Origin of the sequence: Streptomyces sp. WM6378, from assembly GCF_001279695.1 — a bacterium.
In the GTDB taxonomy this organism is placed as follows: domain Bacteria; phylum Actinomycetota; class Actinomycetes; order Streptomycetales; family Streptomycetaceae; genus Streptomyces.
Genome location: NZ_LGDD01000357.1, coordinates 23,344 through 39,285, shown reverse-complemented (window position 1 = coordinate 39,285; position 15,942 = coordinate 23,344). Strand labels below are relative to the sequence as shown.

The following is a 15,942-nucleotide window of genomic DNA, read 5'->3' as shown; positions in this document are numbered from 1 at the left end:
CCCCGCCCCTGCACCCGCCCCCGTCTATCCGCGGGCCGTCGCGGTCGCCAACTCGCAGGCCAACGCCGTGGCCTATGGGGGCGGCACCGCTGTGGCCAGCTCGCAGGCCAACGCCGTGGCCACATATGGCGGCATGCAATAGACCCAACTGCACCACGCCCCAAGGGCGACTCCCGGTATGTATGCCGGTTTCGGCAGTTGCTGCATGCCCCGCTTCGCGTCCGCGTCGGGGCATGCAGTGCTCATGCCCCGGCTCGGAGCAGCGTGGGTCGGTACTGCCGTCGTCGAGGAGAAACTGTGAAGCGTCATGTCATCGCGGTCTTGGCCGTTGTCGTCGCCGCACTGATGCTGTTCGCCGTACCGGCCGCGGCTCAGGACGGACCCGGCCGCCATGCCGAGAGCAACGACTGGAACATCCCGCTCACCAACATCGGCATTCTGTAGCGGCGAGTGTGCCCGACCGCACCCCGGTCGCGTGCCCCCCTCACCGATAGAGCGCGTCCACCTCGACCTCGTACGCGTCCTCGATCGCCCGGCGCTTCAGCTTCAGCGAGGGGGTGAGGAGACCGTGTTCCTCGGTGAACTGGTGGGCCAGTATCCGGAACGTGCGGATCGACTCCGCCTGGGAGACCAGGGTGTTGGCGGCCACCACCGCGCGGCGCACCTCCATCTCCAGGTCCGGGTCGCGTACCAGCTCGGAGGGGGTGAGCGGGGGCTTGCCGCGCATGGCCAGCCAGTGGTCCACGCCCTCCTGGTCGAGGGTGACCAGGGCCGCGATGTACGGGCGGTCGTTGCCGACCACGATGCACTGGGCGACCAGGGGGTGGGCTCGGACCCGTTCCTCCAGGGCTACCGGCGACACACTCTTGCCGCCCGACGTCACCAGGATCTCCTTCTTGCGCCCGGTGATGGTGAGGTAACCGTCCTCGTCGAGCGCGCCGATGTCCCCGGTGGCGAGCCAGCCGTCCCGGAGCACGGCCTCGGTGGCCTTGGGCTCGTTGAGGTAGCCGGAGAACACCTGCCCGCCGTGGATCCACACCTCGCCGTCGTCGGCGATGTGCACGGTGGTGCCGGGGATGGGCTGCCCGACCGTGCCGTACCGGGTGCGCTCGGGGGGATTGGCGGTCGCGGCGGCGGTCGACTCGGTCAGGCCGTAGCCCTCGTAGATCGTGACACCCGCGCCCTCGAAGAACAGGCCGAGCCGGCGCCCCATGCTGGAGCCGCCCGACATGGCGTGCCGCACCCGCCCGCCCATCGCGTCGCGGACTTTGCCGTACACCGTTTTCTCGAAGAACTGGTGCTGCATCCGCAGCGCCGCCGAGGGGCCGGGGCCGAGGCCGAACGCCTTCTGCTCCACGGCCTCCGCGTACTTGACCGCGACGTCGACGGACTTGTCGAACGGCCCGGTCTTCCCGTCGGCCTCGGCCCTGCGGCGGGCCGCGTTGAACACCTTCTCGAAGATGTACGGGACCGCGAGAATGAAGGTCGGCCGGAAGGACTGCAGGTCGGGCAGGAGCGCGGACGCGGAGAGGGCCGGCTGGTGACCCAGCTTGACCCGGCCCCGGATCGCGGCGATCTCCACCATGCGGCCAAAAACATGGGCCAGCGGCAGGAACAGCAGCGTGGACGCCTCGTCACCGGGGCGGGAGTGGAACACCGGCTCCCAGCGGGAGATCAACATGTCCGTCTCGAACATGAAGTTGGCGTGGGTGATCACACACCCTTTGGGGCGTCCTGTGGTGCCCGAGGTGTAGATGACGGTGGCCACCGACTCCGGAGTCACGGCCCGCCGGTGTCGGTTGACCACCTCGTCGTCGATGGACCCACCGATCCTGAGGAGTTCGTCGAGTGCCCCGGTGTCCAGTTGCCACAGGCGCTTGAGGCGGGGGAGACGGTCGACGACCGAGCCGATCGTCATGACGTGGTCCTCGTGCTCCACCACACAGGCGGTGACCTCGGAGTCGTGCAGCATCCAGAAGACCTGCTCGGCGGAGGACGTCGGATAGATCGGCACCGGCTGGGCGCCGATCGTCCATAGTGCGAAGTCGAAGAGCGTCCACTCGTACCGGGTGCGCGCCATGATGGCGACCCGGTCCCCGAACCGCACCCCGTCCGCGATCAACCCCTTGGCCAGCGCGAACACTTGGTCCCTAAACGCCGCGGCGGTCACGTCCCGCCACGTGCCGGACTCGTCCTTGCGGCAGAGGGCGACGCGGTGCGGGTCGTCCAGGGCATGGTCGAAGACCGCGTCCGCCAGCCCGCCGACCTGAGGCGCGGTCGCCATGGGTGGGACCGTGAACTCGCGCAATGACCTGCCTCCCTCCGGGGTGGCCACCCCCGGTGGCGCTCCGCACAGCGCGGTGACCGTACCCCACGGAGAGTTTCGGTGACAGGGGTCTCCTGCAAGTCGAGACGTCCGGCGTCTTCACAGGTCAGCGCCCGAAACGGGCCCACATGGGGACCGCTCGGGCGCATTGCTGACTCAAAGGTAGGTTCTGCGGAAGGCAATCTCCACGGAATCTGTACGCTCCGGTCACCCTCAGCCCACGGCTGCGCAGGGCTTGGTCCGGACCACGCTCCGCCGCTGCGTGCCGCGCCTACACCGTCTCGGCCACCGACATGTGCTCCCGCCCCAGGTCCCCGCTGTCTTGGCTGGGCCGCTCACGCCGACCGCGTACGAGCGTGAGCACCAGCACCCCCGCGACGAGCCCCGCCGCTCCCGCGACCACCGCCACCATGTTCAAGCCGGACGCGAAAGCGATTCGCACCATGTGTTCCGACACCATGTGCTGGGACACCATGTGGTCGGGCGCTGTGTGGCTGGACGCCATGTGGTCGGACGCCATGTCGTGCAGTGACCCGGCACCGCCGCCCGCCACGGCGTGGGCCGCAGGGCCGAGGGTGTCCTGCATCCGCGAGGCCAGCACCGTACCGAGCACGGCGACGCCCAGCGCGTACCCGAGCTGGCGGAACGTGTTGACCGCGCCGCCGGCCATCCCGGCCCGGGCCGGCGGGACCGCGGCAAGGGCCGCACCGCCGAGCCCCGGCGACACCAGACCCGTACCGACACCCACCAGAGCGAGCCCCGGGATCAACGCGGGCCAGCCCGAACCGGCGTCCAGGACCGCCATGCAGAACCCGCCGATCCCGACCAGCAGCAGCCCGCCGCCGATCACGAACCTGGCCGGCACCCCGTGCAGCAGCCGACCGCCGACCGCCGCCACGACAAAGGAAGTTCCGGCGAGCGGAAGCAACACCAGGCTGCCGCGCAGCGGGCTCATGCCGAGCACGGTCTGCAACCAGATCGAGAGGTACGGGACGGCACCGAACGCCGCCACGCTGAAACCGAAGGCGCCGAGCAGCACACCCACCAGAGCGGGCCTGCGCAACCTGTCGCGGCCCGCCGTCCCCGCCCGCATCACACCGGAGGACGAGCCCCTCGTCCAGGCCCTGGAGCGGGACGGCCGCGCCACCTACCCCGAGCTCCAACTGGCCGCCGGGCGCTCGGAGTCGGCGGTCAAACGCAGGCTCGCCGCACTGCTCGCCTCGCGCGCGCTGTACATCGACGTCGAGTACCGGCCGGAGCACATCGGCTTCCCCGTCGGCACCACACTGTGGATCACGGCCGCCCCCGCCGCCCTGCACAGCGTCGGCGAAGCCATCGCCCGGCACCCGGAGGCCGCCTTCGTCTCGGCCTCGGCCGGGCCGTCCAACCTGGTCGCGACGGTCCTGACCCGCAGCACGGCCGAGCTCTACGCCTACCTCAGCGGCCGGCTCGGCACCCTCGACGGCGTCCAGCACATCGAGACGACGACGAAGCTGCGCCGCATCAAACAGCTCAGCCTCCCAGCGCCGACCCGCTAGCGCTCAGCCCGTCCCGCGCCCCGCGTGCAGCCGGTCGCCGCCCGCCAGGATCGCGGAGGCCAGCGCGCCCGCCGCCTCCTGCGCGGCCGAGCCCCGCCGGTTGTGCAGCAGCACGAAGTCCACCCCGCCGAGCTCCGGCAGGCCCGCCCGGGCCGGGAGCGGGTCCAGGCCGGGCGGGATCAGGCCGCGGGTGTGGGCCATCACGCCGAGGCCGGCCCGGGCCGCCGCGATCAGGCCGCTCAGGCTGCCGCTCGTACAGGAGATGCGCCAGGAACGCCCGTGTTCCTCAAGGACTTCGAGCGCTCGCGCCCGGGTGATGCCGGGCGGCGGGAACAGGATCAGCGGCACCGCCCGCTCCGGGTCGACCCGCAGCCCGGGCGCCCCGATCCAGCACAGCTCGTCCGTCCACACCAGCTCGCCGTGGCTGTCGCCGGGCCGCCGCTTGGCCAGCACCAGGTCGAGGCGGCCCGCCTCCAGGCGGCGGTGCAGGGTCCCGGACAGCTCGACGGTCAGCTCCAGGTCGACCTCCGGGTGGTCGCGGCGGAACGACTGGAGGATCTCCGGCAGCCGGGTCAGTACGAAGTCCTCGGAGGCGCCGAACCGCAGCCGGCCGCGCAACCGCGTCCCGGCGAAGTAGTTGGCGGCCCGCTCGTGCGCGGCCAGGATCGTCCGCGCGAAGCCGAGCATCGCCTCGCCGTCCTCCGTCAGCCGCACGCTGTGCGTGTCCCGGCTGAACAGCCGCCGCCCGGCCGTGTCCTCCAGGCGGCGGACGTGCTGGCTCACCGTCGACTGCCGCAGTCCGAGCCGCCGTGCGGCCTGGGTGAAGTTCAGGGTCTGGGCGACAGCGAGAAAAGTCCGCAGCTGGTTCGCGTCGTACATGCCTCAACCGTAACGCTGCTCATCGCGGAACGTGATGACAGTGAGAGTGGTGTGTGGGATTCCCGATCGGGCGGAACAGGAGGACCATCGAGAGGGCATGGTCCGGGCCGGTACGACGCCGGACACACATAAACGCACCGTGAGTGGAGCACATGAGCCGCCGTACCCCCAAGCTGCCGTCCTGGCTGCCGGTCGACCCGTACATACTGGCGCTGCTCGGCACGGTGGGACTCGCGGCCCTGCTCCCGGCCTCCGGGGCCGCGGCCCACGTCGCGAGCGGCGCCTCGACCGGAGCCGTCGCGCTCCTCTTCTTCCTGTACGGAGCCCGGCTCTCGACCAGCGAGGCGATGGACGGGCTGCGCCACTGGCGGCTCCATGTCACCGTCCTGGCCTGCACGTTCGTGGCGTTTCCGCTGCTCGGCCTGGCGGCGAGGGGGCTCGTCCCGTTCGTTCTGACGCCGGACCTCTACAAGGGGCTGCTCTTCCTCTGCCTGGTGCCCTCCACGATCCAGTCGTCGATCGCGTTCACCTCGATGGCCCGCGGCAACGTACCCGCCGCGATCTGCGCGGGCTCCTTCTCCAGCATCGCGGGAATCCTGTTCACCCCACTGCTCGCGGCGGGCCTGCTCGGCAACAGCGGCGGCGGCTTCTCGGCGGACTCGCTCCTCAAGATCGTCCTGCAGCTCCTGGTGCCGTTCCTGGCCGGGCAGTTCCTGCGGCGCTGGGTCGGCGGGTTCCTCGTCCGGAACAAGAAGGTGCTCGGGTACGTCGACCGGGGCTCGATCCTGCTCGTCGTCTACAGCGCGTTCAGCGAGGGCATGGTGCGCGGCATCTGGCACCAGGTGAGCGCGGTCAGGCTCGGCGCGCTGCTCGCCGTCGAGGCCGTGCTGCTGGCCGCGATGCTCGCGCTGACCTGGTACGGGGCGAAGCGGCTCGGCTTCGGCCGGGGCGACCGGATCGCGATTCAGTTCGCCGGCTCGAAGAAGAGCCTGGCCGCCGGCCTCCCCATGGCGAGCGTGCTGTTCGGCCCCCAGGCCTCGCTGGCGGTGCTGCCGCTGATGCTGTTCCACCAGATTCAGCTGATGGTCTGCGCGGTGATCGCCAAGCGCCGCGCCCGCGAGGTGCTGCCGGAGGCCGTACCGGGCTCGGCCGATGTGTGTGGAGAAGCCGACCGCGAGCGGGGCGTAGGGGTCGGAAGCTAGGGCCGGTTCCGGTTCCGGTTTTGGTTCCGGGCAGACCGGCTGGTTTCGCGTCCGCCTCATCACGTCCGTCAGGCGTCGTCCTTCCGGGCCGCGCCCCCGCTCTCCTGCTGCGCCGCGAACGCCATCAGGTCCTCCGCCGACCAGGGCAGGCGCCCCTCGCGCAGGTCGTCGGTGATCGCGCGCAGCCACCTCACCTCCGCGGCCGTGATCGCCCGCAGGTACTCGCTCTCCAGTGACGCGATCCTGGGCAGGCCGGACTCGGACTCCGCGGCGAGGCCCGCGTCGAGGGCCTTCAGCGTGCCGCCGACGGAGGCCAGCCGGCGCTCCAACGCGTCGAGCAGTTCGTGCGGGGCCAGCATCAGCGCGTGCGACAGCGCCGCCGGGAACTGCGGGAACTCGGCCTTCGGTACCGCCAGCATCTCGTCGAGCCAGGCCCGCGTCACCTCGCGCCCCGCCTCGGTCACCTCGTACACGGTCCGCTCGGGGTACTGCTGGTCGCGTCCGGTCTCGCGGACCGCGATCAGATCGGCGGCCAGCAGGCGCTCGATGGTCCGGTAGAGGCTCGCGCGCTGGCCGACGTTGACCACCTGCTCCTTCCCCCAGTCCTTGATCAGCCGCTGGATTCCGTACGGGTGCAGCGGCTTGTAGTGGAGCAGGGCCAGGACCGTCAGGGCGAGCGGGGAGCTGCGGGGGAGCGACGTCATGATCCGGATGATACTCCCGGCAGAACTAGTTGACGTGATACTAGTTGCGGTGCAACTATCGAAGGGTCGGACAGCCTCGAACCCATCGGAAGAAGGCCACGGCCATGACCGCCACCTCGCTCGCCAAGCACACCGCGCCCGCCGAACACATCCACGCCGACCACATAGCTGTGAAGCACATAGGTGACTGGACCACCTCGGGCCGCTTCGAGATCCGCGCCCGGTCCGGCCTCGTCGTCCTGGACCTGCGCTCCGACCGCCTGCCCGAGGAGATCGAGATCCGCCTCGACCTGCGCCGCGCGACGGTCAGGCTGCTCGTCGACGCCGACGCCGTCATCGGGCACTGGGACCTGAACTGGACCGGCCGGGGCAGGGTCAAGGACGCCCAGGGCCCGGCCACGTCGCAGGGTGCGAGCGCCAACCGCCGTGTCAGGCTGGTCGGTCGTGTCGACTCCGGCGAGATCCGGGTCAACCGCGGCGGCATCGCGACCCTGGCCGCGCTGACCGACCGCGCCCACCGCCAGGAGATGCGCCGCGCCCACGAGGCCACGAAGGGGCAGCGGTCATGAGTACGGGAACCCGCATCCGCAGCGCCCTGGTCATCGGTGGCGGCATCGCAGGACCGGTCGCCGCGATGGCCCTGCGCAGGGCCGGCATCGACGCCGATGTGTACGAGGCGTACGACAGCAGGTCGGACGGTGTCGGCGCGGGCATGAGCATCGCCCCCAACGGCATCGCCGCGCTCGATGCGATCGGCGCCGGTGACGTGGTCCGCTCCGTCGGCGCCCCGGTGCACGCGATCGTCGTGCACAGCTGGAACGGCAGACAGCTCGCCGAGTTCGGCACCCTCGCCGACACACAACCCAGCCAGTTCGTATGGCGCCCCGAGCTATATGTCTCTCTCTACGACGAGGCCGGCCGGCGTGGTGTGCGCGTCCACCACGGCAAGCGGCTCGTGAGCGCCGAGGAGTCCGGCGACTCGATCACCGCGCACTTCGCCGACGGATCGAGCGCCACCGCCGACATCCTGATCGGCGCGGACGGCATACGCTCCACCACCCGCACTCTGATCGACCCGGCCGCACCCGGGCCCACTTACGCGGGCCTGATCGGCATCGGGGCCGGTGTGAAGGACACCGGGCTCCCGTCGAGCGGTGGCAGGATGCACATGACGTACGGCCGCCGGGTGTTCTTCGGCTACCAGGTCTTCGACGACTCCTCGGGCGGCTGGTTCGTCAATCTGCCGAGCCCGGAGCCGGTCTCCGCGGCCCGTGCGGCAGAGCTCGGCGCCGAGAAGTGGCTGACCGAGCTGAGCGCTCTCGTGGCCGAGGACCGCACGCCCGCCAAGGAGCTGCTGGCCCGCACCGACCCCGCGGAGCTCGCCCTCACCGGGCCGGTCGAAGCCATGCTGAAGGTGCCGCACTGGAGCCGGGGCCGGATGGTGCTGATCGGCGACGCCGCGCACGCCGCCTCGCCCAGCTCCGGCCAGGGCGCCTCGCTCGCCGCCGAGAGTGCGGTCCAACTCGCGCGCTGTGCAAGGGACTTGCCCTACCGGCAGGCTTTCGCGGCGTACGAGAAGCTGCGCCGGCCGCGCGTCGAGCGGATCATCGCGGAGACGGCCCGCATCAACAACGACAAGGCGGCGGGACCGGTCGGTCGGGTCGTACGGGATCTGCTGATGCCGCCGATGATGAAACTCCTGAAGCCGGAGAAGCGGATGGCCTGGCAGTACTCGTACCGGATCGACTGGGACGAGCGGGCTGTCGACCCCGGCCGGTGATTAGGGGGTGCCGTTCACCGGGTCAACCACTGCTTCGGGCTGGTCAGTTGTCGGATGCCCGCTTCAGTCGTGAGAGCGCTCTCGCCCGGCGGCCCATTCGGCGTCAGGCCCGCCTCGTGACCAGCACCACCTTCCCGAGGTTGCGGCGGGACTCGATCAGCTCGTGGGCCCGGGCCGCATCGGCGAGCGGCAGCTCGGCCGCGACGGAGGTCCGCAGCTTCCCCGCAGCGTGCAGCTCCCACAGTTCGTCGAGCCAACACGCGTACAGGGCGGGCTTGTTGCGGGCGATGACGGCCATCTGGAAGCCGATGACCGACTTGCCGCCCACGAGCAGGTCGTACGCCTCGATGGTGCCGCCGCCCGAACTGAACGCGACGAGGCGTCCGCCGGGTGAGAGCGCTCTCACCGCCGGGGTCAGCAGCTCGCCGCCGACCGCGTCGATCACCACGTCGACCGGATCGCCCCAGGACTCGTCCCCGTACAGGACGACCTCATCAGCCCCCAACTCCCTTACGAAGTCAGCCTTTTCGGGCGAGCCGACGGCGGCTACGACTCGCTTCGCGCCGCCCGCCCTGGCGAGCTGCAGGGCCATCGTGCCGATTGCGCTCGCGGCGGCCGTGACCAGGACCGCCTCGCCGGGCTCGGGGCGCGCCGACTCGTAGGCGCCGCGCGCCACCAGGCCGCTGCGGACCAGGGCGATGGCGTCCACGAAGGTGGCGTGAGCGGGTATGTGCGAGGTCATCGCCGTGTGGAGGACGGCCTGTTCGGCATAGCCGTAGGAGAAGCAGAGCCCGGTCACCCGGTCGCCGACCGCGAATCCGGTGACGCCCTCGCCGAGTGCGGCCACCGTGCCGGCGACCTCGCCGCCAAGCGGAACCGGCTCGCTGCCCTCGCGGACCTTGCGGACGGCCGGCAGGGTCACCCCGATCGCCTCGACGTCGACCAGCAGTTCGCCCGGCCCGGGCTCAGGTGCGGCGACGTCCTCGACGAACAGGACTTCGGGACCGCCGTTGATCTCATACCGAACGCGACGCATGGCACCCTCCCGGGGTCGAGAATTCATTGGGAGTCCCAACGGTAGACGTAGAATGAATCGTTGGGAAGCCCAATGTTTTGGGCTAGGGTGTGCACATGGCCCGCATGACTCGTAGGACTCGGACGCCTGAGAGCGCTCTCGACCAGGCGTCGGCAGACGGCGTTCCCGACGACGGCGGGCTTGAGGCGGCGCTTGCGCCACCCGACGCCGCCGAGTCCGAAGGTGCAGGGGCCGGGGCTGCGCTTCCCGCGCCCGCCGCGGACGGATCCGAGGCGGCCCTCCCGCCGCTCCAGCACATCCAGTCGCTGCCGAGCTGGCTGATCGGCCGGGTCGCGGCGCGCGGCCGGAGCCTGGTTGCCGAGGCGCTCGCAGAACAGGGCGTGAAGATGCTGCACCACGCGGTGCTGGCCGCGGTGTCCGAACTCGGCCCGATCGCCCAGGCCGACCTCGGCCGCAAGCTGGCCGTCGACCCCAAGGACCTGGTCGGCATCCTCAACGACCTTCAGGCCGACGGCCTCACCGTCCGCGAGCCCGACCCCCGGGACCGCCGCAAGAACGCGGTCACGGTCACCCCAACCGGCCAGGACCTCCTCGAACGCTGCGCGGCCGTGGCCGAAACGGCCAACGCACAGCTCCTCGCCCCCCTCACCCCGGCTGAAGCGCGCCGCCTGATGACGCTCCTGACCCGCTTGCACGAGGCGTAAGAGCCCCGCCTTCCGGCCCGCTCCCGACCCTTCCCGTGGCCTGAAGAGGTCCCCGGCGTACGGTCTAGATCATCAGGGCCGGTACGGTGCCGCCATGACCGCACTCGAAGGCGAGCCCGCCACCCTCGACCCCGCGCGCACCGCGCTCGTCCTCGTCGATCTGATGGACCGCATCACGGCGCTGCCGCTCGCCCCGCGTTCCGGTGAGCAAGTGGTCGCCGTGGCAAGGGAGTTGGCGGACACCTTCCGCGCGGCGGGCGCGACCGTCGTGCTCGTACGGGTCGAACGCCCCGGGGTGCCCGCCCAGCCGCCCGGCAGCGAGCTCGTCGCGGGCCTCGCGGCCGAGGACGACCTCATCGTGGTGAAGCGGACCATCGGCGGCTTCCACCGGACGGGCCTGCACGAACTGCTCGCGGAACGCGGCATCAGCACCCTCGTGTTCGGCGGCATCGCCACCAACCTCGGCGTCGAGTCGACGGCCCGCGCCGCCGCCGACCTCGGCTATGAGCTGCTGTTCGCGGAGGACGCGATGGCCGCGCTGACCGAGGACGAACACCGGGCCGCGGTCGCCCTGAACTTCCCCCGCCTCGGCACGGTCGTCACCGCCTCCGCCATCGGGTTCGGCTGATCACATGCCCAAGTTCTCGATATCCGCGGCCGGTTCACGCCCCTGCACGCTCGTCGTGTGCCGAGGGTGCTGCTGCGGCGACGCCAGTAAGAATCCCGGCACCGACCACGCCCGCCAGCTGGAACGGCTGCGTACGGCGGCTGCCGAGTCCGGCGGCCGGCTCGCCGTCCGCACCACCGACTGCCTCGGCCCCTGCGGCCAGGCCAACGTGATCGTGGTCCAGCCCTCGGCCCGCGCCCGCCAGCGTGGCGCCCGCGCGACCTGGCTCGGCTGGATCCTCGACGACGACGCCACCGACGACATCCTGACCTGGGCGGAACAGGGCGGCCCCGGCCTCGCCGACCCCCCGGCCACCCTGGCCCTCCAAATGATCCCGCCCCCGTCCGAGGCCCGGAAGCGGGCCCGCTGAGGCGGGGCCGAACCACCCCTGCTCCCCGGCTGCCACGAGTGAGTCCGAGTCAGTACCCCTCGGAGGTGGGGACGGTGTCGGCCCGCCGCGCGCTCTCGGACGAGTGCCGCTGTTCCGCCGCGCCGAAGAAGTCTCCGCCCTTGCGGCGGTAGTCGTCCGTGCCCCAGTCGCGGGCCGCGCGTTGCTCTGGGGGGACCTTCTGCAGGTGGGGGATGTGCTTGGCGCAGTGGATGTAGGCCTCCTGGACCGTTACCTCCACCCATAGGCGGGCGCGGCGGCCGGGGGCCGGGTCCGGGGGGATTTCGGGATGGTGGGCGCGGACCTCCTCGTCCAGGAGGATGCGGGCCCGGCCGTTGACGTGCAGGCCGATGCGGTCCCGGGTGAAGTCGACCATCAGGATGCCCACTTGGGGGTTCTCCGCGATGTTGCCCATGGAGGCCATGACGCCGTTGCCCCGGTATTCGGGGTAGATCAGGGTGCGGTCGTCAAGGACCCGGACGAAGCCGGGCGGGCCGGCCCGGAAGGTGGAGTCGCACTCGCCCCGGCGGTCGGCGCTGGCCAGGAAGAACATCTCCTGGCGGGCGATGAACTCCCGCATGCGCGGGTTGAGTTGGTCGAGGACCTGCTCGTCGTAGAAGCGATCGGCCCGCTCGGTGGTGCCCAGGTGACGCTGCATCAGGTGCTCGCCGTCGCTGCCGCACCGCACCCCTCCACGCTCGGCGGGCCTGCCGTGTTCGATCTCTGTCGCCAAGTCCTCAGTCTCCCGCCATGACGAGCTCTTCGATGAAGTCGTGCCGTATGCGATTCGACGGCATGCCGGCTCCCACCAGCGCGTCCACCCCGCTGCGAACCATTGCCGCCGGTCCCGACAGGTACGCGTCGTACGCCCGCCACGGCCCGTACCGCCTTACCGCGTCCGGTAGTTGACCGCTGATGCTGTTCGCCTCGCCGCCCGCCGGGCCGGTCGCGACGACCGGGCGCACCGACAGCCACGGGTGCCTCCGCGCCAGGGTCAGCAGCGGGTCGATGTCGTACAGGTCGCTTCCGCTGCGAGCCCCGTAGAAGACGTCCACGAGGCGACGGCGGCCGTGCTCGGCGACGTCCTCGACCAGCGCCCTGATCGGGGCGATGCCGGTGCCGCCGCCCAGGCACAGCAGGCCGTTGTCAGTGGTGTGGTCCACGGTCATGGAACCGGCCGGGGGGCCGAGGCGGATCACATCGCCGGGGCGGGCGCGGCGCACGAGGGCTCCGGAGACCCAGCCGGCCGGAACCGCCTTGACGTGGAAGGAGAGCAGGCCGTCGGAGCGAGGGGCCGACGCGAACGAGTAGTGCCGCCACACCCGGGGCCACCAGGGGGTTTCCAGGGTCGTGTACTGCCCGGCGAGGAAGGGGTAGGGCTGGTCGGGGCGTACGGTCACGACCGCGATGTCGGGGGTGCGCAGCTCGTGGGAGACGACCTCGGCGTGCCACCAGGCGGGAGAGAGGGCCTCGTCCGCGGCGGCCGCATCGATCATGATCTGCGAGATGGCGGTGTAGGCCTGAATCCAGGCCGCTTCGGCGTCCGCGTTCCAGGTGTCGGGTGCGTAGCGGGTGAGCGCGCCAATGAGGCACTCTCCGACGGCCGGATAGTGCTCGGGCCGGGTGCCGTACTTGCGGTGGCCGCGGCCGAGGTGGGACAGGTAGTCGCCGAGGGTGTCCGCGTCGTCGACGTGCTCGGCCGCCGTCAGCAGGGCCTTGAAGAGGCGGTCGCGCTGGGTGTCCATGGCGACGGGGAAGAGGGCGCGCAGATCGGGGTGCCGGACGAAGAGCAGCGCGTAGAAGTACGACGTGACCTTGTCGGCCACCGGCTCGATCTCCGCCATGGTGCGCCGGATGAGGACGGCGGTGGGGGAGGCCGCCCTTGGGACGGTGTCGGCTTCGGGCCCGGCTTGGGCGCCGACTTCGGGGTCGGCTTCGGGGTCGGGCTCCGGTGAGTCCGACGCGGCCAGTGAAGGTGTGTGGTGAAGCGCCGCGGCGGGCCAGCTGCCGGAAGCGGGGTCCGAGCTCGCGTCCGTGGGCTCGGCCTCGTTGGGCGGGGGCCCGGCTTCGTCGGCCGTCGCCCCATCCCGAGCGGGAGCGTGGTTCCCTCCGTGCCTCGGGCCGTCTTCGCGGCGGGAAGGGGGAGCCGGCTCGGGCGGCGCCGGTCTGCGTATTCGCTCTGCCGCGTTCCCGACCGGGCGAACGGGATTCGGCACGCTGCGGGGTTTGCCGTTCTGCGTATCGACATGAACGGTACTGCCCGCATCACCATCGCGTTCATCCTGCCGCAACCCGCTGGGACTGGCAGAGGACTTGTTCGGCGGGGTGAACCAACCCCGCTCACCATTGCTGCCGCCGGAAGAGCCGTTGTCGCCCGTCGTCGTGGGAGCGTCCATGATCTGCCTCGCCTCGCACGTCTTTCGGTCGTCTTCGCATTCCGTGATGCGGAAGGAATTCGGAATTGCCTTGAGCTGTCTTTGAATTCTGGAACAGCCTTCGCCGCGCCAGCAAAATCTCCCAAAGTGGACAAAAGCTACGTCAGGTGGTGGGTGTCGGGCTCCCGTTCCAGGCCTGCCGACAGGGCTCACCGTGTCGGCACACGGCCGGGAAATCCGGCTTCGCGGCACCCTGCCGCACGATTCGTGGGCTTCCCCACCTTTCTTTCGGGACTGCGGAGTTGGTCATTCCTCTGAGTCGGACTAGACCATACCGGCAGCAGTTGAAACCGCAACCCCTGGTGCGCGGACACTCCACTCAGGCATGCAGAAATCGAACCGGGTCGCACATGTCCCATATTCGGCCCCATGGCAGGACGGGAATACAAAGCAGTGCGCGGGCAAATCCCTGGGACCCGGGGCAATTCGCCCAGGCGGCCAGGGATTTCCTTGCATTCCTGGAGCGCGGTGGACGGGTCCCGGTCGATGCCGCGCGACGATGCGTGGGGCGGACGACGGCCGCCCGCCGCCCGCCCCGGGCCGCGTCTCCCGGTCGCGGCCCGGACCCCTCGTTCGCTCGGCGTCGAACGTCCCCGCGTGGACTCAGCGTCGGACGTCCCCGCGGGGTCGTTCCAGGGTGAAGGTGTCCACGGGGGTCAGGTCTCCGTAGGGGCCGTCGAAGGTGTAGTACGTGACCCGCATACGGGTACGGCCGGTGCGGGTGTCTCCCGGGTCGACATCGAAGGCGGCGAGACCGTGGGTGTGGACACGGTCCTGGACGGCGCGCCAGGGAGCGTCCTCGGTGATGAAGACAGGCTTGCGGTGGCGGCCCTCGGTCTCCTTGCTCAGATCGACCACGACGCGCCCCTTGGGCTCCTCGAACAGGTCGTCCTGGGTGGTCGCGAAGTTGCCGCCGTTCCCGATGATCATGTGGACGGTCCCCTTGGCGGTGTCCGCCACATCGGTGCTCGTGGAGACCGGGACCGGGGTGCGGGCCTCGTTGGGCAGGGTGCCGCGCACGGGCAGCGAGCGTTCGTAGTAGTGCTCGTGGCCGCTGAGTACCAGGTCGACCCCGTAGGCGTCGAAGAGCGGGCCCCACGCCTCCCGGATCCCGAGGTCACTGCCGCTTCCGCTGCGGCTGCTGGAGATCATCGGATGGTGCATGAAGACGACGATCCAGTCGATGCCGGCGTCCGCGCGTGCCGCCCTCAACTCCCGTTCCAGCCAACGCAGTTGAGCCCCGCCCGAGTACCCCCGCACATACGTGTCGCCGGAGTCCTGGATCGCCACGTCGTCGTTGGCCAGGCTGAGGAACCGGACCGCGCCGACCGTGAAGCCGTACCACAGGCCCTCGGTCTCCGGCTCGGCGGAGGCCGTCGAGCCGGGCAGCGTGAAGTAGGTCTGGTAACCGGTTACCCCCAGGGGGCCGTTGCCCCGCTCGTTCTCGCCGTTGCCGACGCAGGGCATCCACGGACGCAGCCGCGTCGAGCGGCTGTTGCCGATGAACCAGTCCGCCCATGTCGCCACGCGGTTCTGGCCGAAGACGCCGGCCGCGGAGGCGTAGCACAGGTCGCCGTTGACCAGGTTGAACAGTGGCTCGACCCGTTCCACCGCGGCCACGATGTCGGCGGAGGCCGCGGTGCCGGCCTGACTGCTGGTGTAGAGCGGGAAGCGTCCCGAGGGCGAAGGGGCCCCGCCCGTCGGCCACTTGACGGCCCGGCGCAGATTGGGCGCGCCTTGGTCGCCGAAGCTGGTGAAGGTGAATGCGGTGCGCCCGCGCGGTGCCGTCGTGAACGACCCGGTCTCCGGTGCGGCGCCGTCGTGCCCGGCCGCATACAGGTAGGTGGTGCCCGGCCGCAGCCGGGTGAGGCGGGCGTGGTGGACGTACACCTCTTCGTGGGAGAGCCCGTCGCGGTACGTGCGGGTCTCGGCATCGACCACCCGGCCGGTGCCGGCGTCGGGGGAGCCGAGGCGCACGTGCGGGCGGCGCACGGACTGGGGGCTGATCCAGGACACGGTCATCTCGGTGGCGGGGTCCGCGCCGAACTGGAGGTGCAGTCCGGCCACGCCGGGCGAGCCGATGCGGCCCGGAGTGCGCTGAAGCAAGGGGAGCGGTGCGGGCTCCGACTGGCCGGCGGCTTCGGCGCGCCCCGCGGCGCCGAGAGCGGTGGCGGCCGCGGCCGCCGTCGAACCGGTCAGTACTGATCTGCGCGCGATCGGCATGTAACACCCTTTTGGTGGAGGGAAGTTGACCATCTGCACCTTAGGTGACGTGCAGAGTGG

General features: G+C 70.9%; 15 protein-coding genes and 1 pseudogene. 8 read left to right on the top strand and 8 right to left on the bottom strand.

The window, feature by feature from the left end:
• Positions 1-297 precede the first annotated feature (297 nt).
• The gene (locus tag ADK54_RS46575) at positions 298-444 is read left to right on the top strand and encodes a hypothetical protein (protein ID WP_159048071.1); all 147 of its coding nucleotides are present in this window, start codon (positions 298-300) and stop codon (positions 442-444) included.
• 40 nt (positions 445-484) lie between these two features.
• On the opposite strand, the gene ADK54_RS41985 is transcribed toward ADK54_RS46575, so the two are convergent.
• Both ADK54_RS41985 and ADK54_RS41980 read right to left on the bottom strand, forming a co-directional pair.
• Positions 485-2,284 carry an AMP-dependent synthetase/ligase gene (locus ADK54_RS41985; protein WP_053731131.1) on the bottom strand — a complete coding sequence of 600 codons (1,800 nt, stop codon included), beginning with the start codon at positions 2,282-2,284 and terminating at the stop codon, positions 485-487.
• 313 nt (positions 2,285-2,597) lie between these two features.
• A pseudogene (locus ADK54_RS41980) lies at positions 2,598-3,386 on the bottom strand (MFS transporter); the annotation flags it as partial.
• Here ADK54_RS41980 and ADK54_RS41975 point away from each other — a divergent pair.
• Positions 3,280-3,864, top strand: a complete 585-nt coding sequence (locus ADK54_RS41975; protein WP_420717487.1) for an Lrp/AsnC family transcriptional regulator — start codon at positions 3,280-3,282, stop codon at positions 3,862-3,864. The pseudogene ADK54_RS41980 and the gene ADK54_RS41975 overlap by 107 nt on opposite strands.
• A gap of 3 nt (positions 3,865-3,867) precedes the next feature.
• Here ADK54_RS41975 and ADK54_RS41970 read toward each other — a convergent pair whose 3' ends face one another.
• Positions 3,868-4,743, bottom strand: coding sequence for a LysR substrate-binding domain-containing protein (locus ADK54_RS41970; protein ID WP_053731129.1), 876 nt, complete (start codon positions 4,741-4,743; stop codon positions 3,868-3,870).
• Between the two features lie 152 nt (positions 4,744-4,895).
• Here ADK54_RS41970 and ADK54_RS41965 point away from each other — a divergent pair, with 152 nt between their 5' ends.
• A complete protein-coding gene (locus ADK54_RS41965; RefSeq protein ID WP_053731128.1) occupies positions 4,896-5,945 on the top strand; it encodes a bile acid:sodium symporter family protein in 1,050 nt (349 codons plus the stop codon).
• 68 nt (positions 5,946-6,013) lie between these two features.
• Here the strand turns inward: ADK54_RS41965 and ADK54_RS41960 are convergent, their stop codons facing one another.
• Positions 6,014-6,649: a PadR family transcriptional regulator gene (locus ADK54_RS41960; protein WP_053731127.1), complete on the bottom strand. Its 636-nt coding sequence runs from the start codon at positions 6,647-6,649 to the stop codon at positions 6,014-6,016.
• Positions 6,650-6,753: 104 nt separating this feature from the next.
• Here ADK54_RS41960 and ADK54_RS41955 point away from each other — a divergent pair, with 104 nt between their 5' ends.
• Both ADK54_RS41955 and ADK54_RS41950 read left to right on the top strand, forming a co-directional pair.
• Positions 6,754-7,218 (top strand): hypothetical protein, encoded by a 465-nt coding sequence (locus tag ADK54_RS41955; protein ID WP_053731126.1) that lies wholly within the window; start codon positions 6,754-6,756, stop codon positions 7,216-7,218.
• Positions 7,215-8,429: an FAD-dependent oxidoreductase gene (locus tag ADK54_RS41950; protein ID WP_053731125.1), complete on the top strand. Its 1,215-nt coding sequence runs from the start codon at positions 7,215-7,217 to the stop codon at positions 8,427-8,429. The genes ADK54_RS41955 and ADK54_RS41950 overlap by 4 nt, the downstream gene beginning before the upstream one ends.
• A 103-nt stretch (positions 8,430-8,532) precedes the next feature.
• Here the strand turns inward: ADK54_RS41950 and ADK54_RS41945 are convergent, their stop codons facing one another.
• Entirely contained in the window at positions 8,533-9,465 is a 933-nt protein-coding gene (locus ADK54_RS41945; protein ID WP_053731124.1) for a quinone oxidoreductase family protein, read from the bottom strand.
• Between the two features lie 296 nt (positions 9,466-9,761).
• Here ADK54_RS41945 and ADK54_RS41940 point away from each other — a divergent pair, with 296 nt between their 5' ends.
• The 3 genes from ADK54_RS41940 to ADK54_RS41930 all read left to right on the top strand — a co-directional run bounded on the left by ADK54_RS41940 (position 9,762) and on the right by ADK54_RS41930 (position 11,206).
• The gene (locus tag ADK54_RS41940; protein WP_053731134.1) at positions 9,762-10,169 is read left to right on the top strand and encodes a MarR family winged helix-turn-helix transcriptional regulator; all 408 of its coding nucleotides are present in this window, start codon (positions 9,762-9,764) and stop codon (positions 10,167-10,169) included.
• A gap of 94 nt (positions 10,170-10,263) precedes the next feature.
• Positions 10,264-10,797: an isochorismatase family protein gene (locus ADK54_RS41935; RefSeq protein ID WP_053731123.1), complete on the top strand. Its 534-nt coding sequence runs from the start codon at positions 10,264-10,266 to the stop codon at positions 10,795-10,797.
• 4 nt (positions 10,798-10,801) lie between these two features.
• The gene (locus ADK54_RS41930) at positions 10,802-11,206 is read left to right on the top strand and encodes a (2Fe-2S) ferredoxin domain-containing protein (protein WP_053731122.1); all 405 of its coding nucleotides are present in this window, start codon (positions 10,802-10,804) and stop codon (positions 11,204-11,206) included.
• 49 nt (positions 11,207-11,255) lie between these two features.
• Here ADK54_RS41930 and ADK54_RS41925 read toward each other — a convergent pair whose 3' ends face one another.
• The 3 genes from ADK54_RS41925 to ADK54_RS41915 form a co-directional block, all read right to left on the bottom strand.
• The gene (locus ADK54_RS41925; protein ID WP_234392439.1) at positions 11,256-11,957 is read right to left on the bottom strand and encodes a pyridoxamine 5'-phosphate oxidase family protein; all 702 of its coding nucleotides are present in this window, start codon (positions 11,955-11,957) and stop codon (positions 11,256-11,258) included.
• Between the two features lie 4 nt (positions 11,958-11,961).
• Positions 11,962-13,620: a globin domain-containing protein gene (locus tag ADK54_RS41920; RefSeq protein ID WP_078967068.1), complete on the bottom strand. Its 1,659-nt coding sequence runs from the start codon at positions 13,618-13,620 to the stop codon at positions 11,962-11,964.
• 642 nt (positions 13,621-14,262) lie between these two features.
• Positions 14,263-15,882: a purple acid phosphatase family protein gene (locus ADK54_RS41915; protein WP_078967067.1), complete on the bottom strand. Its 1,620-nt coding sequence runs from the start codon at positions 15,880-15,882 to the stop codon at positions 14,263-14,265.
• Between the last annotated feature and the right edge of the window lie 60 nt (positions 15,883-15,942).

Bases quoted from the DNA above. Each gene is read 5' to 3' on its own strand.
- ADK54_RS41960 (WP_053731127.1), bottom strand. From the start codon at position 6,649: ATGACGTCGCTCCCCCGCAGCTCCCCGCTCGCCCTGACGGTCCTGGCC.
- ADK54_RS41955 (WP_053731126.1), top strand. From the start codon at position 6,754: ATGACCGCCACCTCGCTCGCCAAGCACACCGCGCCCGCCGAACACATC.
- ADK54_RS41950 (WP_053731125.1), top strand. From the start codon at position 7,215: ATGAGTACGGGAACCCGCATCCGCAGCGCCCTGGTCATCGGTGGCGGC.
- ADK54_RS41985 (WP_053731131.1), bottom strand. From the start codon at position 2,284: ATGGCGACCGCGCCTCAGGTCGGCGGGCTGGCGGACGCGGTCTTCGAC.
- ADK54_RS41930 (WP_053731122.1), top strand. From the start codon at position 10,802: ATGCCCAAGTTCTCGATATCCGCGGCCGGTTCACGCCCCTGCACGCTC.
- ADK54_RS41945 (WP_053731124.1), bottom strand. From the start codon at position 9,465: ATGCGTCGCGTTCGGTATGAGATCAACGGCGGTCCCGAAGTCCTGTTC.
- ADK54_RS41915 (WP_078967067.1), bottom strand. From the start codon at position 15,882: ATGCCGATCGCGCGCAGATCAGTACTGACCGGTTCGACGGCGGCCGCG.
- ADK54_RS41965 (WP_053731128.1), top strand. From the start codon at position 4,896: ATGAGCCGCCGTACCCCCAAGCTGCCGTCCTGGCTGCCGGTCGACCCG.
- ADK54_RS41970 (WP_053731129.1), bottom strand. From the start codon at position 4,743: ATGTACGACGCGAACCAGCTGCGGACTTTTCTCGCTGTCGCCCAGACC.
- ADK54_RS41975 (WP_420717487.1), top strand. From the start codon at position 3,280: ATGCCGAGCACGGTCTGCAACCAGATCGAGAGGTACGGGACGGCACCG.
- ADK54_RS41920 (WP_078967068.1), bottom strand. From the start codon at position 13,620: ATGGACGCTCCCACGACGACGGGCGACAACGGCTCTTCCGGCGGCAGC.
- ADK54_RS41935 (WP_053731123.1), top strand. From the start codon at position 10,264: ATGACCGCACTCGAAGGCGAGCCCGCCACCCTCGACCCCGCGCGCACC.